The following is a 16222-nucleotide window of genomic DNA, read 5'->3' as shown; positions in this document are numbered from 1 at the left end:
GCCCCGAAGGAAGTCCCCTTGGGGGGCATTCGCAAGGGAGGGGGCAAGGCGGCGGCGATCGCTTGCAGGGTGGAAATTGCGACGACCGGTTTGTGCAATGCCAGCGCGATGCCCTGCGCCAGCGCGATCGCAAGGCGTACGCCGGTGAAGGCGCCGGGGCCGCGACTGACGGCGATGGCGTCGAGTTGCGAGCGCTTGATGCCGGCGTCGGCCAGCAACTCTTCGGCCCACGGCAACGCGTACTCGGCATGCAGGCGCGGTGCGACTTCGTAGCGTTCGATGACCTCGCCGTCGAGATACAGTGCGACGGAACAGGCCTCGGTGGCGGTTTCAAAAGCGAGCAGCTTCATACCAGTCCTGTTCGGAATCCTGCGTTGCATCGGGAATGGTCGGCTCGACCCCGAAGAACCGCTGCACGTCGGCCACCTCGCGCGTGCGCGAGAACGGCGGCAGCGAATCCAGGAACACGCGCCCGTACGGCTTGCCGGTCAGGCGCGGGTCGCACAATACCAGCACACCGCGGTCGGTCTCGCTGCGGATCAGCCGGCCCACGCCCTGCTTGAGCGCGATCACCGCCTGCGGCAGCTGCTCGTCGCGGAACGGATTGCCGCCATCGCGACGGATCGCTTCCAGCCGCGCCTCGAATACCGGATCGTCCGGCGCGGCGAACGGCAGCTTGTCGATCACCACCACCGACAATGCATCGCCGACCACGTCCACGCCTTCGCGGAAACTCGCCGCGCCCAACAGCACCCCGTTGCCCGATTCGCGGAACCGCTGCAGCAGCGTGGCGCGCGGCGCCTCGCCCTGCACGAACAGCGGCCACGGCGCATCGCGCAGCGTTTCGGCGGCTTCGCGCAACGCACGGTGCGAGGCGAACAGCAGGAACGCACGGCCGTTGGACGCCTGCAGCACCGGATACAGAGCGGCGATCAGCGAGGTGCCGAAACCGCGCGTATTGGGTTCGGGCAGGTTCTGCGGCAGATAGCACAGCGCCTGCTTCGGCCAATCGAACGGACTGGGCTGCAGCAGCGTGGGCGGATCTTCCAAGCCAAGCCGCGCCGCGATGTGGTCGAAACCGCCGCTGACCGCCAGCGTGGCCGAAGTGAACACCCAGGACGCGCGGGATTTCTCCCGGTGTTCGCGTAGAGGCCCCGAGACATCCAGCGGCGTGCGCTGGCAGCGGAAGCCGCGCTGGGTCAGTTCGTACCAGAGCACGTCGCTGGTGGGCAGCGGCGCGCCGTCTTCCAGATCCACCACATGGCTTTCGCCGGAAGCGCTGCCGTCTTCCAGCCATCGCGCCAGGCGCGTGGCCGAATCCTTGGCGCGCGAAGCGCAGGCATCGATGCCCAACGACGCATCGGCCATCGCCACCACCGCTTCGATCAGATGCGCCAGCGCTTCGGTAAGTGCATCGAAGCCCGCCCGCACTTCCGGTTTATCCAGCGCGCGGAAGCGCGTACCTCGCGTCGGCAGTCCCTCCATGCCGGCACGCAGTTCGCGCAATGCCTGCTCCAGCGCGCGCACCGGGGGCTGCAGTGTGGCCAGCGCGCCCGGCACTTCCTTGCACTCGGCCAGACAATCGCGAGCGAGCTCCTGGATCGGGCGCATGCCGAAACTTTCACCGAAAAAGTTCGCGGCCAGTTCCGGCAGCTGGTGCGCTTCGTCGATCACGAAAGCCTGCGCGCCGGGCAGGATTTCGCCGAAGCCTTCCTGTTTCAAGGCCAGGTCGGCGAGCAGCAGATGATGGTTGACCACCACGATGTCGGCCGACTGCGCGCGCTGCCGCGCCTGCACCACGAAGCAGTCGCTCCAGAACGGGCAATCGGTGCCCAGGCAGTTGTCGTTGGTGGAAGTGACCATCGGCAGCAGCGGCGAATCGTCGGGCAACGCTTCCAGCTCGGCGATATCGCCGAACTGGGTGCGGCCGCCCCAGGAAACGATGCGCTGGAATTGCGAAATCTGTTCGCGGCTTGTGAAGCGAGGTTCGCCCTTGGCCTGCTCCAGCCGGTACCTGCACAGATAATTGGCGCGGCCTTTCAGCAGCGCGGATTTCAGGCCCGTACCCAGTGCATTGCGCACGCGCGGCAGGTCGCGGTGGTAGAGCTGGTCCTGCAGCGCGCGGGTGCCGGTGGAGACGATGGTCTTCAGGCCGGACAGCAGCGCCGGAACCAGATACGCGAAGGTCTTGCCGGTGCCGGTGCCGGCTTCGGCGAGCAGCACTTCGCGGCCCTCGAAGGCTTCGGCGATCGCCGTGGACAGGCGTTGCTGCGCCTGGCGGGGGACGAAGTTGTCGAGCTGGGCGGCGAGCGCGCCGCCTGCGCTGAGCGCCTCGCGGCTGGCTTGGGCGAGTTGGGACATTAGGGTCTGTCGGCGCTTTCGGTAAACGCCACGGCTACATTCTATTCAATCCGGCCACGGTGCACCCTTCGATCTGCGCATGCGCCGACGCGGCGTCCTGCGGCAGGCCGCGCGCCAGGCGCGCCTGTTCGATGGTGGCCCAGTGCCGGCGGCACAGCGGACCGACCTTGGAGCCCAGGTCGAAGGCGCGCTTGGCGAGCGTTTCGGCGCGCTCGTTTTCCGCTTGCAGCAGCGCGGCTTCGGCGCGTTCCTGCAGCGCCGCCGGATCATCGGGAACGATCAGCAGCGCCTGGTTCAAGGCTTCGGCAGCGGCGGCGTAGTTGCGCGCCGCGATCGCCGCAACGGCGGCGTCGCGCAGATCCTGCACTTGCGGATCGCGTAGCGGCTGCACGGCGAGTTCGCGATCGTCCGCGCCCTTGGACGCTGCGATGGCGGCGGCCAGGCGCTGTTCGGGCGCCACTTTCGGCACTGCCGGCGCTGGAGCCTCATGCACGCCAGGTGCGGTGCCGCAGGCGGATAGCAGAAGCGATAGCGACAAGGCGGCCGGCAACAGGAGCTTGTTCATGGTCGAAAGAAGTAATCCGTAAAAAAAATAGACCCGTCGTTGCCTTCACGGTTCGGGTTCGGGCGCGGGTTCCGCAGGCGGTTCGGATTGCTCTTCCGGTTTTTTGTCCAGGCCGAACCAGCTGCGCCAACCGCCGCCCTCTTCGCCGGATTCGTCGGCAGGCACGGACTCGGCCACGCAGGGCGCGTACTCGGGCGCGAAACCGGCCACGAACGGGATCTGCCGCGCACCGGGGCAACCGGCATCGGTGGCGTTGGCGCCAGCCACCCATTGCCAGTCCAGGCCCTTGCCGGACACTTTAAGCGGCGCGCTTGGCAGGCGCGTGAAAATACCCGACCACACGCGCATGGCGCCGGTGGCGCCGTACAGGCCGGTCTGTTCGTTCTGGTCGTTGCCCATCCACACCACCGCCAGATGGTCGCCGGTGTAGCCGGCGTACCAGCTGTCGCGGCCGTCGTTGCTGGTGCCGGTCTTGCCCGCCGATTGCAGGCGGCCCAGGCCGTCGCCCAGCAACTGGCGGCCGGTGCCGTTGCTGACCACCTGCTGCAAGGCGATGCTGATCAGGTGCGCGGCGATGGAGTCGCCTTCCTGCGCGGGCGCCGGGGTCTTGTCGTAGCGCTTGAGCAGTTTTCCACTCGGATCCAGCACGCCGCGCACCGCATGCAGCGGCTGGATCTCGCCGCCGGAAGCCAGGAACTGGTACAGCTGCGCCATCGCGTACGGGCTCTGGTCGGTCGCGCCCAGGATCAGTGCGGGATTCGGCTCGGCCTTGATGCCGGCCAGCACGCGGATCAGGCCGGAAAGGCGCTCCGGATCCACCTTCATGCCGATGCGCACGGTGGCCTGGTTGTACGAATGGGCCAGCGCATCGACCAGCCGCACGGTGCCGTGGCTGCGGTTGTCGGAATTGCCGGGCGTCCAGCGCCTGCCCTTGCCCAGTTGCACGGTGACCGGAGAGTCGTCGACATAGCTGGCCAGCGAATAGTTGTCCGGCTGCGCCAGCGCCAACAGATACACGAACGGCTTGAGCAGCGAACCCACCGGCCGCTGCGCTTCCACCGCGCGGTTGAAGCCTGGCTGCGATACGTTGCGACTGCCGACCACCGCCAGCACGTCGCCGTCGTGCACATCGGTCAGCACCAGACCGGCCTGCAACGGCGGACGCCGCTTGTTTTCCACCGACTTGAGCGTGCGCGCCACCGCGCCCTCCGCATAAGCCTGCGCCGAAGGCGACATGCCGGTGAGCACGCTCAGGCCGGCGCCCTGCAGCGCGCTTTCCGGATAATCGCGCGCCAGTTGCCGGCGCACCAGATCCACATAGGCGGGGAAACGGTTGGCGGCGGCCATGCCCGGGGTCTTGGTGACGCCCAGCGGCGCGGCCAGGGCGCGTTTCCATTCGTCGTCCTTGATCAGTCCGGTTTCGTGCAGCTTGTTCAAGGCCAGGTTGCGGCGATCCAGCGCGCGCTCGGGATTGCGGCGCGGGTCGTAGTAGGAAGGTCCCTTGACGATGCCGATCAGCAGCGCGATCTGTTCGGTGGTCAGCGAATCCAGTTCCCGCCCGAACCAGAATTCCGAAGCGGCGGCGACGCCGTGGATGGCCTGGCTGCCGCGCTGCCCCATGTACACCTGGTTCATGTACGCCTCCAGGATGGTGCGCTTGTCGTAGCGCGCCTCCAGGATCAGGGCGAACAGGATTTCGTTGAACTTGCGGCGCACGGTGACTTCCTTGCCGATGCCCAGCAGGCCGCTGCGCGCCAGCTGCTGGGTCAACGTGCTGGCGCCCTGCTTGCTCTCGCCGCCGGAACGCACGGCGACCCACAGCGCGCGCACCATGCCGCTCAGGTCGATGCCGTGATGGGTGCTGAAATCGCGGTCTTCCACCGCCTGCAACCCGGTCACCAGCAGCTCCGGCACTTCTTCCAGCCGCACCAGGCGGCGTTCTTCCTGTTTCTGGCCGTACAAGGTGGCGATTCGGGCCGGGTCGAGTCTTGCGACCTTCAGGTTCTGCTTGCGCACCGGATCGCGGACGCTGGCCACGCGCCCGCCGGACAGCGACACCTGCACCCTGCGTGCGGGCACTTTGGCGTCCACATCGGTGTAGCCGCGGCTGGAAATGGTGAAGCGGCCGCCTTCGCGCGCATAGGTTCCCAGGCGCTCGCCCACGCCGTCGTCGCGGTAGGACGCCGCGTCGAGTTCGGTCTTCAGGGTCTGCGCATCCATCGCCACGCCGGGCGCCAGTTGCAGCGGGCGCGCGTACACGCGGGTGGGGATCTGCCACTGCAGCGCGCCGAAACGCTGGCTGACCTGATGGTTCAGGTACAGCGTATAGGGAATAAGGAAACCGAGCCCCAGCCCCAACGCCGCCAGAGCCCAGGTAATCAGCCGCTGGCGCCAGGGATGGGCGTCCTGCTGATCGTCGTAGTCGTCGTCTTGGTCGTCGTAGTCGTAGCGCGGCACAGGGATGCGACAATATGGATTCCGGCGAGTCTAGCGCAGCCCGCCGCGCTGCGACGGGCCGGAGCACCCTTTCGCTCAGCTGGAGTTGCACCGGAATGTCGATTTCCCTGGCCGATGTGCGCTTCCAATGGCAACGCGCGCTGGGGCTGATCCGCCGCGGCATGGCCAGCCTGCGCGCGCGCGGCTGGCAGGCCACCTGGCAGCGGGTTGAACGCCAGTTGCGCCGCGCGCCTGCCTCCCAGCGCGCGAAACTCCATTTTCCCGCCGATGCGCCGTTCGCTCCCTTCGCGGTTCCCGACAGCGGCAACCCGCGCGCCAGCATCATCGTGCCGGTGTACAACCAGGCTGCGCACACCCTGGCCTGCCTGCGCGCGCTGGCCGAACATCCGCCGCAGGCCGCCTGCGAGATCCTGGTCGTCGACGACGGCTCCAGCGACCAGACCCAAGCCTGGATGACGCAAGTGGCGGGCCTGCATTTCCATCGCCGCGCGCAGAACGGCGGTTTCATCGCCGCCTGCAACGACGGCGCCGCGCGCGCGCGCGGCGAGGTGCTGGTGTTCCTCAACAACGACACCGTGCCCCAGCCCGGCTGGCTGGACGCGCTGCTGGATACCTTCGACGCTCAGCCCGATGCCGGCCTGGTCGGCGCCCAGCTGCTGTATCCCGACGGGCGCCTGCAGGAAGCCGGCGGCGTGGTGTTCTCGGACGGTTCGGCCTGGAACTACGGGCGTTTCGAATCGCCGGAAGATCCGCGCTATGCCAGCCTGCGCGACGCCGACTATTGCTCGGGGGCGGCCATCGCGATTCCGCGCAGGTTGTTCGAATCGCTGGGCGGATTCGACACGCGCTACACGCCCGCCTACTACGAAGACACCGACCTTGCGTTCTCGGTGCGCGCGGCCGGCAAGCGCGTGCTTTACCAGCCGGCGTCGCGCGTGGTGCATCTGGAAGGCATCACTTCCGGCACCGACCTCAACCACGGCGCCAAGGCCTACCAGGTACGCAACCGGGAATTGTTCGAACGCAAATGGCGCGATGCGCTTTCGGCTTTTCCCGCGCCGGGCGTTCTGCCGGCACCGGCGACGGTGCACGCGCACCAGCGGCAGATCCTGATCGTCGACGAGGCCGTCCCGCAGCCCGATCGCGATTCGGCGTCGCTGCGCTTGTTCAACCTGATGAAAATGCTGCGCCACGAAAACGCGCACGTGGTTTTCCTGGCCACCGAACACGCACCGCCACCGCAGGCGCTGGCTGCCTTGCAGGCCTTGGGCGTGGAAGTCTGGTACCCGCCGTTCTCGCAAAGCCCGCCGGCCTGGCTGTCGTCGCACGGACCGCGTTTTTCGGTGGTACTGGCTTGCCGCTACCATCTGGCCGAGAAGATCCTGCCGCTGGCCAGGAAGCACGCGCCGCAAGCGCGCTTCGTGCTTGATACCATCGACCTGCACTATCTGCGCGAATCGCGCGCCGCCGAACTGGCGGACAATGCAGCGTTGGCCAAGGCGGCGTTGCGAACCCGGCAGCGCGAACTTTCGGTGGTTGCGGCCGCGGACACCACCTTGGTGGTAAGTGGAACCGAACGCGAAGTACTCGCCAAGGACGCCCCCGCCAGCAGGGTGGAAGTGCTTTCCAACCTGCATGAAGTGGCTGGACCCGGCTTGCCGTTCGCGCAACGGCGCGATCTTGTTTTCGTGGGCGGATTCCGCCATACGCCCAATGTGGATGCGGTACGCTGGTTCGTACAGGACGTATTTACTCTGCTGCGGCCACGCCTGCCCGACGCGGTGTTCCATTGCATCGGCGGCGATGTTCCCGATTCGATCGCCGCGCTGGCGCGGGAAGGCGTTGTCATCCACGGTCACATGCCCAGCCTGGAAGCGGCCATGAACGGCATGCGCGTGGCGGTCGCTCCGCTGCGCTTCGGCGCAGGAGTCAAGGGCAAGGTCAACCTGAGCATGGCCCATGGGCAACCGGTGGTGGCCACGCTGTGCGCGGTGGAAGGAATGCATCTGCAGGATGGAGTCGATGTGCTGGTCGCCGACGACGCGCGGGCCTTCGCCGACGCGGTGGTGCGGTTGTATTCGGACGAGGAACTGTGGAACCGGCTGGCGCGGAACGGGCTGGAAAATGTCGCGCGCCATTTCTCGCTGGATGCGGCGCGCGAAACAGTGCGCAAGATTTTTCTGTAGGTCGGGGCTACGCCCCCGACGGCGTCGCGCGATCAGGGACTACGGGCGTCGGAGGCGTAGCCCCGACCTACTGGCCGGTTTGGGCGCGGCGTACCCGTGCGGCGAATTCGGCCAACCCTGGCGCATTCGCATCCAAACCGCGCGCTTCCTGCAGCGCCTGCGCGGCGAATTCGACATCGCCCGATCCCAAGCGCTCGTCGCCTACCGCGATCCACTTCGACGACAAGCGCCGGCGCGCATCGGCCAGGCCCGCATCCCGGGTTTCGAGGGTTTGCCAGGCGTCGTAGCAGGCGCGCGCGCGGCGCACCCGGTTGGCGCGCAGCTCGTCCTCGAAACACGCGCGCGTGGCCAGCACCACACGCGTGGCCGCGCGCTTGACCGCCGCATCGTCCGGCGCCAGCGCCTGCGCGGCACGCAGCTTGTCGTAGGCGCTTTCGCCAGGGGGAGCGATCCATTCGCCCCGCGCAGCGGCCTGCTCCACCGCCGCCAGCAAGTTCTCCGCGCGCCGCTTCCTCTCCCGTAGCGGCAGCGTGGAACCCAGCCGCGACTGCGATTGCCGCGCGCGCGCCAGGGCCTGCTCCGCTTCCCTGACCACACTGGCGCGCGGACTGAGTTCGCGGGCCAGCTGCAACGAAGCCTGGGCGGCGGCGAAGTCGAAATCCGAAGCTTCCCGCGCCGACTGCTGCGCATAAGCCACGGCGATCCGCTCGATGCCTTGTTGCGCGGCGGCATCGGCGGGGGAAGCGGCCAGCGCCTGCCGGTAGCCGGTCAGCGCCTGCTCCAGCCGCATGCGGCGCAGATCGCCGTCGGCGGCGCGGCGGCGCGTTTCCGCGGCGCGCGCAAGCTGCGCCTGCGCATCGGGAAGATCCACATGGCCGGCATCGTATTCGCGCGCCCGCGCGATCAGCGCGGACCCTTTCGCAAGATCTCCTGCGGCGATCGCTCCCCGCGCCTGTTGCAGCAACTCGGACAACGCGTCCTCGCGGCCCTCCAGCGCGGCGGTATGGGTCGGCTGCAGCGCCAGCACGCGCTGGTACAGCGGCAATGCGGTTTCCAGCGCACCGCTCGTCCTGGCGCTGCCGGCTTGCCGCATCAGTTCATCCAGCCCCGCATGCGCGGCTTCGCGCTGCCGCAATTGATCGGCCACGGCGTCTGCATCCGCACGCGGCACCTGCAGCTCGCGCGCCAGGGCCAGCGACTGCCGCGCTTGTTCGAAACGGTTGTCTTGCACGTACCCGCGCGCCTGCGCAACGGCCGCTTGCGCAACCCGCGCCAGGCCGTCGCGGGCCTCGCTGCGGTCCGAATCCAGCGCTTGCGCCGCTTCGAAACGCTGGCGGGCGCCGGTGCCGTCGGCGGCGCTCAATCGGCCTTGTTTCAAGGCCTGCTCGCCTTCATCAAGAAAGCGCTGCACGCGCATGTCGGGCCAGACCAAATTGGCCAGGGGTTGACGGAAGACCACGACCGCCAGCACCAGCAGCACGATCGCCGCCGCGATCCAGCGCCACAAGCCGCGGTCCCGCCAAATGGGCGCCGCCGGTTTTGCGGCAGGACGGCGGAACTCGACTTCCTGCAGCCAGTCGGCCACCGGTTCGATCTTGCCGCGCGGCGGGTTGTCGTGGTCGCGGATCACCGCCGCAGCATACCCAGTCAGCCTGAACGTCGCGCTTCCTCGATCCCCGGCAACGCGTCCAGCTTGCCCAGCAGCATGGAAAGCTGGCCGTAGTCGGACACCTTCAGGCGCAACCGCAACACCACCTGTCCGCTGCCGCGCACGTTGTCGCTCTGGATATCGGTGACGTTGGCGTCTTCCTGCGCGATCAGGGTGGTGATGTCCTTGAGCAGGCCCTTGCGGTCCAGCGCGCGGATCTGCACGTCGACCTCGTAGCCGCCGCCGGCCACGCCCCATTCCACCGGCAGCACCCGTTGCGGATTGGCGGCCGCCAGGCGCAGCAACGACGGGCAGCCGGCGCGGTGCACGGTGACGCCGCGGCCACGGGTCAGGTAGCCGGCGATGGGTTCGCCCGGCACCGGCTGGCAGCAACGCGCAAGCTGCACCAGCAGATTGCCCACGCCCTGGACGGTGAACTTGGACTTGGAAGGCGCGGGCGCGCGCTTGGGCAGGCGTCGAAGCGCGGGCGCGGACGGCGCTTCGCTGGCGGCGCGTTGTTCCTCGTGCAGCGCGCGGCCGATCTGGCTGGGGCCGACGTCGCCCAAGGCGATCTGGATATACAGGTCATCGATGCTTTCGGCATGGAACTTCTTCGCCATCGGCGCAAGATCGGCGTGATGCAGTCCCAGCCGCTTGAGCTCGCGCTCCAGCACTTCGCGACCGGCCTGGATGTTCCGCGCGCGGTCCAATTTGTGGAACCAGGCGCGGACTTTGTCGCGCGCCCGGCCGCTGGCCAGGAATGCGTTGGCGGCCAGCAGCCAGTCGCGGCGCGGTTCGCCGGTTTTGGCGGTCATGATCTCCACGCGGTCGCCGCTGCGCAGCTGGTGGTTGAGCGGCACGATGCGGCCGTTGACCTTGGCCCCGCGCGTGCGGTGGCCGACCATGGTGTGCACGTGGTACGCGAAATCGAGCACAGTGCCGCCGCTAGGCAGATCGATGACCTCGCCCTTGGGGGTGAGCGTGTAGATGCGCTCCTCGGCGAGCTGGGCATCGAGTTCGCCGGCCAGGCCGTCGGCTTCGTCGCGGCCGCCTTCGCCGCTCTGCTCCAGCAGCTGCCGCATCCAGGCGATCTTGCGGTCGAAGGCCTTGTCGCCGCCCTTGCCTTCCTTGTAGCGCCAATGCGCGGCCACGCCCAGTTCGGCCTGCGCATGCATTTCGTGGGTGCGGATCTGCACTTCCAGCGTGCGCCCTTCCGGACCGATCACCGCGGTGTGCAGCGAGCGGTAGTCGTTGGGCTTGGGGCGGGCGATGTAGTCGTCGAACTCGCTGGGCACCGGCAGCCACAATGCATGCACCACGCCCAGGGCGGCGTAGCAGTCTGCGACATCCTCCACCGCCACCCTGACCGCACGCAGGTCGTAGAGTTCGTCCATCGACACCTGCTTCTTCTGCATCTTCCGCCAGATGCTGTAGATGTGTTTCGGCCGTCCGCTGATCTCGGCGGCGATGCCCTGTTCGGCCAGCGCCGCGCGCAGCGTGGTCTTCACGCCCTCTATGTAGCGTTCGCGGCCGGCGCGCTTTTCGTCCAACTGCTGGACGAGCTGGCGGTAGGTTTCCGGCTCCAGGTAGCGGAAGGCCAGATCTTCCAGCTCCCACTTCAACTGCCAGATGCCAAGGCGGTTGGCCAGGGGCGCATGGATGTCGCGGGTCAGCTGCGCCAGCAGTCGCTTGTCGGCGGCGGGCAGCTTTCCGGCGGCGCGCATCCGCGCCAGTTGCCGGGCCAGCAGGATCGGCACCACCCGCAGATCGTGGACGATGGAAAGCAGCAGCCGGCGCAAGCCTTCGCTGTTGCCGACGACCGTACGCTCGGCATGCAGCGCCCAGACCTGCGCCGCCGCATTCTGTCCGTCCAGCAGGCCGGCGATACCGGGCTGTTTGGCCAGCTGCGTTTTCAGGCCCGCCTGCAAGCCGGGGATGCCGAACAGCAAAGCCGCGGCCAGTACGTCGCCTTCCGCCGACAGGCCGGCCAATGCCTCGAGCGTGTCGGCCAGCACGGGCCAGGCATCGGGCATGCCCGCTTCCAGGCCGGGCAGCTGCGCGGCATCGGCGAGAGCGGCCCGCATTTCCGGGGCCAAGCCGTCGGCTGAACGGGACTGCAGCCAGGTTTGCAGCGGTGCGAAGGTCACGGCGGTCGGAGCGATGGTTTTGCGGAAGATACGACTACACTAGCCGCCTTGCGTCCGGAGGAGAACACCCGCGTGAAAGCCCACATGAAATCGCTTCGCATTCCTTTCGTACTGATGGCGCTCGCTTTTGCGGGCGTGGCGTGGGGCCAGCAGACGCCATTGCAGACCGCCGACGTCGAACAGCAGATGAGCGCCGATGAGTTCAAGGCCGCCGGCCTGGACAAGCTGAGCGCGCAGGAACTGGCCGCGTTGAATGCCTGGCTGCAACGCAAGGTAGTGCAGGAGACGGCGAAAGCGACCGAGTCCGCGAAGGAAGAAGGCCGCAAGGAAGTGGTGGAGAAGAACCGCGGCTTCTTCGATTTCGGGTCCAAGGAAGCCATCGAGAGTTCCATCGTCGGCAACTTCGACGGCTTCGCCAAGGGCCGCCAGTACACGCTCGAGAACGGCCAGGTCTGGGAACAGATCGAACCGGCCTCGCTGGCCGGCGTGCGTAAGACCAATCCCAAGGTCAAGATCAAGCCGGGCATCATGAACAACTGGTTCCTGCAGATCGAGGGCTACAACACCGCCGCAAAGGTCCGCCGAATCAAGTAACGTGCCCAGCCGTAGGTCGGGGCTACGCCCCCGACCCAAGCGGTATCCGGGCGCGCGGGCATCGCATGCGTCGGGGACGTAGCCCCGACCTACTCAGCTCAGCGCTGCCAATCGTTGGGCGAGCTTCTTCGGCGAAATGCCCGCGCGTGCGCCCAGTTCCTGCGCGAACAGCGAAACGCGCAGCTCTTCCAGATCCCAGCGCAGCGACTGCCAGGCCGGATCCGATTGGCGGCCGAGTGCGGCTGCTTGGTCGAGCGCTTCCAGGAACGGCCGCAGCTCCAGCATCCGCGCCTGGTCGCGGCTGGGATCGCGCAAAGCGCGCTCGGCGCGCAGCCGCATGGCCTTCAGATAGCGCGGAAATTGCGCCAGCGCGTCGGCGGGGGTGTCGCGCAGGAAACCGGGATGCACCAACGACGCCAGTTGGCTGCGCAGGTCGTCCAGATTGCCGCTGGCCCAGCCCATCAGTTTGGATTCGAGCTGCGGCTTGAGTTCGGCGACGGCCGAAAGGATGGCCTCGGCCAGCTTCAGGCGTTCCATGGCTTCGGCGAACAGCTTGCGCGCCGCTTCCTCGCTGCGGCGCTCGAAGGCCCCGCGGTCGCGGATGTCGCCTAGTCCGTCGGCCAGCACCGCGTTGAGCGCCGCTTCCACCAGATCGCCGCGCAGGCGTTCCTGCGATTCGATCGCCGCATACAGCAGCCCGGTCTTGGGCGACACCGGCAATTGCTTGCGGGCTTGCTTGGCCTTGTCGGCCAAGGCGATGTCCAGCAACCGGCGCACGCCTTGCGGGTGCGCGGTCGCCGCCTCGGACCGGTCGGCGAAGACGCGCAGCGCCACGCTCTCGCCCTCGTCCACCAGCGCCGGATAGGCGGGCACGCCCGCTTCGCCCGGCACCTGCAGCGGAATCGGCGCGGAGGGGAATTCGCGCAGGCCCTGCGCCGCCATCTGCCTGCCGGCGCGCGCGGCGAACGCATGCCCGGCACGTTCTCCGAAACGCGTGCGCAGATCGTCCAGGTCGCGCGACTCGGCCAGCACCTTGCCGTCTTCCGCGCGCAAGCGCAGGTTCATCCGCAAATGCGGTTCCAGCGCAGCGTCGTCGAAATCCAGCGCAGCCACGGCAGCGCCCGTGGCGCGCGTGAGGAAGCGCGCCAGTTCGCCACGGATGTCGTCGGCGCCTGGTTTCGGAAACGCCTCGGAGAAGGCCCGGCCGAAATCGGGCGCGGGCACGTAATTCCGCCGCATCGCCTTGGGCAGGCTGCGGATCAGTCCGGCGGCCTTGTCGGCGATGAAGCCCGGAGCCAACCACGACAGGCGCGAGGCATCCAGTGCGTTGAGCAGATGCACGGGCACTTCCAGGGTCACTCCATCGTCCACGGCGCCCGGCTCGAACTTGTAATGCAGCGGCAGACGCGCATCGCCGAGCGGGAAATATTTCGGGAAACGGTCTTCTTCGCTGCCTTCGCCCGGCAACAGGTCGGCCAACGACCAGTGCAACGCACGGCGCGCTTCCGGCGCCAGCGTCTTGTACCAGGCATCCAGTCCAGCGGCGGAATGCAGGTCGGCGGGAATCCGGTCCAGGTACCAGCGCGCTTGCCAGTCCTCGTCGGCGACGATGCCGGCGCGGCGCAATTTGGCTTCTTCCTCGCGCGCCTGTTCCAGCGTCTTCAGATTGTCGGCGACGAAACCGGCGCGGGTATTGATCTCGCCGGTGACCAGACCCTGGCGCACGAAGATGTCGTGCGCTTCGGCCGGCGCGATGCGGCCGTAGTGCACCGGCTTCTTCGGCGCCAGCACCAGCCCGAACAGACTGATCTGCTCGGATGCGAGCACGTGGCCCTGCGCGCGCGACCAGTGCGGGTCGAAATGCTTGCGCGCCAGCAGATGCGGCAGCTCGGCGATCACCCAGTCCGGTTCGATGGCGGCATTGGTCATGCCCCAGATGCGCGCGGTGTCCAGCAAGGTCGCGCTCAACACCCATGCCGGCGGTTTCTTCGCCAGCGTGGAGCCCGGGAACAAGTGATAGCGGCGCTGACGGGGAGCGAGGAAATCGCCTTTCTCGGTCTTGTGGCCGACCTGGGTGGGAAGGCCGGCGAGCAACGCGCGATGCAGCGACACGTAGGCGGCGGGGCTCATGCCTTCGGCCAGGGAATTTCGATCGCCTGACTGTGTGCCATCTTTGGAAAAGGGGGTGCCCGCTTGTCTTCCCCCTTTGAAAAAGGGGGATTGAGGGGGATTTGCTTTTCGCGCCAAGAGCAAATCCCCCCTGCCCCCCTTTTTCAAAGGGGGAGTTCCTTCGCTGGTCTTTTCCTGGGCGGTAGGCTCGTTGAGTTCCCATCCCAGTTCGGAACACAGCAACAGCAGCTGCCGATGCAGTTCGCGCCACTCGCGCATGCGCAGGAAGCCCAGGAAGTGGCGCTCGCACCAGTCGCGCAGCTTCGATTGGGTCAGCTCTTCGTGCGCATCGCGATAGGCCTGCCACAACTTGAGGATGCCGACGAATTCGGACTTGGGATCGGCGAATTTCGCGTGTGCGTTGTCGGCGGCCTCGCGCGCTTCGGGCGGACGCTCGCGCGGATCCTGGATGCCCAGGAACGAAGCGATGACCGTCATCTCCCGCAACGACGCATTGCCGTGCGCGGCCACCAGCATGCGCGCCAGCTTCACGTCGACCGGCAGGCGCGCCATCTGCTTGCCGATGGCGGTGAGTTTCCTGTCCCCGCCTTTGTCGGAGACGCTGACCGCGCCGAGTTCTGCGAGCTGCTGCCAGCCGTCGGCGATGGCGCGCTCATCCGGCGGTTCCAGGAACGGGAAATCCTCGATGCGCCCCAACCCCAGCGACAGCATGCGCAGGATCACCCCGGCCAGGCTGGAGCGGCGGATCTCGGGATCGGTGAATTCGGGTCGCGACTGGAAATCCGCTTCGGCGTACAAGCGATAGCAGATGCCGTCTGAAATGCGCCCGCAACGCCCTTTGCGCTGGTTGGCGCTGGCTTGCGACACCGGCTCGATATGCAGGCGATCGAGTTTCTGCCGCGGGCTGTAGCGCTTGACCCGCGCGTAACCCGGATCGACCACGTACTTGATGCGCGGCACGGTGAGCGAGGTTTCCGCGACGTTGGTCGCCAGTACCAGGCGGCGTTTGGTTCCAGGATTGAACACCTTGTCCTGGTCGCGCGCCGACAGCCGCGCGTACAGCGGCGTCACTTCGGTCTCGCGGTACTTGCGTCGCTCCAGCGCCTGGTGCGCGTCGCGGATCTCGCGTTCGCCGGGCAGGAACATCAGCACGTCGCCGCGTGGGTCCTGGCGGGTGATCTCGTCGATGGCGGCGACGATGGCGTCGTTGACGGTGGGGGTGGGATTGGGGATCCGGGATTCGGGATTCGCAACAGCAGCGGGTCGCGATACCGATGGTGTCCGACGATCCGCTTCTACGAATCCCGAATCCCGAATCCCCAATCCCATCTCTTCCAAAGGCCGGTAACGCACTTCCACCGGAAACGTACGGCCTTCCACGTCGATCACCGGCGCGCCGTCGAAGTGGCGCGCGAAGCGTTCGGTGTCGATGGTGGCCGAGGTCACGATGACCTTGAGGTCGCGGCGCTTGCGCAGCAGCTGCTTGAGGAAACCGAGCAGAAAATCGATGTTGAGGCTGCGCTCGTGCGCCTCGTCGACGATGATGGTGTCGTAGGCCGAGAGCCAGCGGTCCGAGGCGATTTCGGCCAGCAGGATGCCGTCGGTCATGAACTTGATGCGGGTGTCGTCGCCCACCTGGTCGTTGAAACGCACCTGGAAACCGACCGCGCCGCCGACCGGGGTCTTGAGCTCCTCGGCCACGCGCCGCGCTACCGCGCGCGCCGCGATCCGGCGCGGCTGGGTGCAGCCGATCATGCCGGCCACGCCGCGCCCGGCGGCCAGGCACAGCTTGGGCAGCTGGGTGGTCTTGCCGGAACCGGTTTCGCCCGCGATCACCACCACCGGATGGGCGCGGATCAGTTCGACGATCTTTTCGGCTTCGCGCGCGATCGGCAGCGCTTCGTCCAGCGTCACCGCAGGCGCGGACGCGGCACGGGCGGCGATCTTGGCGCTGGAAAGCGCCAATGCCTGTTCGAACGCGGCGCGGGCGGCCGGGTCGGCGGGTTTGGCCTGCCAGCGCGACCACAGGCCATGCAATCGCCCACGGTCGCGGGTCAGCGCTCCGTCTATGGCACGGCGCGCGGCAGGCAGGTCCTTGTTTTCGGCTTCGGAAGCACCCATCGATCAGTGGCAG

The 16222-nt window shown here is 67.6% G+C and carries 9 protein-coding genes; 2 read left to right on the top strand and 7 right to left on the bottom strand.

The annotated features are described in order from the left end of the window. The 4 genes from tsaB to mrcB all read right to left on the bottom strand — a co-directional run. Positions 1–350 (bottom strand): tRNA (adenosine(37)-N6)-threonylcarbamoyltransferase complex dimerization subunit type 1 TsaB (gene tsaB / locus CSC73_RS08570; protein ID WP_163840019.1); only part of this gene is annotated, 350 nt, incomplete at its 3' end. Then, entirely contained in the window at positions 331–2361 is a 2031-nt protein-coding gene (yoaA, locus tag CSC73_RS08565; RefSeq protein ID WP_163840018.1) for a DNA repair helicase YoaA, read from the bottom strand. The genes tsaB and yoaA, both read right to left, overlap by 20 nt. A 34-nt stretch (positions 2362–2395) precedes the next feature. Further along, positions 2396–2926, bottom strand: a complete 531-nt coding sequence (locus CSC73_RS08560; protein ID WP_163840017.1) for a hypothetical protein — start codon at positions 2924–2926, stop codon at positions 2396–2398. A gap of 45 nt (positions 2927–2971) precedes the next feature. After that, positions 2972–5383: a penicillin-binding protein 1B gene (gene mrcB, locus CSC73_RS08555; RefSeq protein WP_163840016.1), complete on the bottom strand. Its 2412-nt coding sequence runs from the start codon at positions 5381–5383 to the stop codon at positions 2972–2974. 95 nt (positions 5384–5478) lie between these two features. On the opposite strand from mrcB, the gene CSC73_RS08550 reads away from it, so the two are divergent. Further along, positions 5479–7569, top strand: a complete 2091-nt coding sequence (locus tag CSC73_RS08550) for a glycosyltransferase (protein ID WP_163840015.1) — start codon at positions 5479–5481, stop codon at positions 7567–7569. Positions 7570–7636: 67 nt separating this feature from the next. Here the strand turns inward: CSC73_RS08550 and CSC73_RS08545 are convergent, their stop codons facing one another. Continuing rightward, positions 7637–9064 (bottom strand): hypothetical protein, encoded by a 1428-nt coding sequence (locus CSC73_RS08545; protein ID WP_163840031.1) that lies wholly within the window; start codon positions 9062–9064, stop codon positions 7637–7639. Positions 9065–9216: 152 nt separating this feature from the next. Then, positions 9217–11394, bottom strand: coding sequence for a RelA/SpoT family protein (locus CSC73_RS08540; RefSeq protein WP_425502293.1), 2178 nt, complete (start codon positions 11392–11394; stop codon positions 9217–9219). Between the two features lie 54 nt (positions 11395–11448). Here CSC73_RS08540 and CSC73_RS08535 point away from each other — a divergent pair, with 54 nt between their 5' ends. Beyond that, positions 11449–11958: a hypothetical protein gene (locus CSC73_RS08535; RefSeq protein WP_163840014.1), complete on the top strand. Its 510-nt coding sequence runs from the start codon at positions 11449–11451 to the stop codon at positions 11956–11958. A 93-nt stretch (positions 11959–12051) separates the two neighbouring features. Here CSC73_RS08535 and hrpA read toward each other — a convergent pair whose 3' ends face one another. Further along, a complete protein-coding gene (hrpA, locus tag CSC73_RS08530; protein ID WP_163840013.1) occupies positions 12052–16209 on the bottom strand; it encodes an ATP-dependent RNA helicase HrpA in 4158 nt (1385 codons plus the stop codon). Positions 16210–16222 lie beyond the last annotated feature (13 nt).

The organism is Pseudoxanthomonas sacheonensis, from assembly GCF_010093305.1.
GTDB lineage: Bacteria > Pseudomonadota > Gammaproteobacteria > Xanthomonadales > Xanthomonadaceae > Pseudoxanthomonas_A > Pseudoxanthomonas_A sacheonensis.
This window is presented reverse-complemented; position numbering and strand designations above follow the sequence as displayed.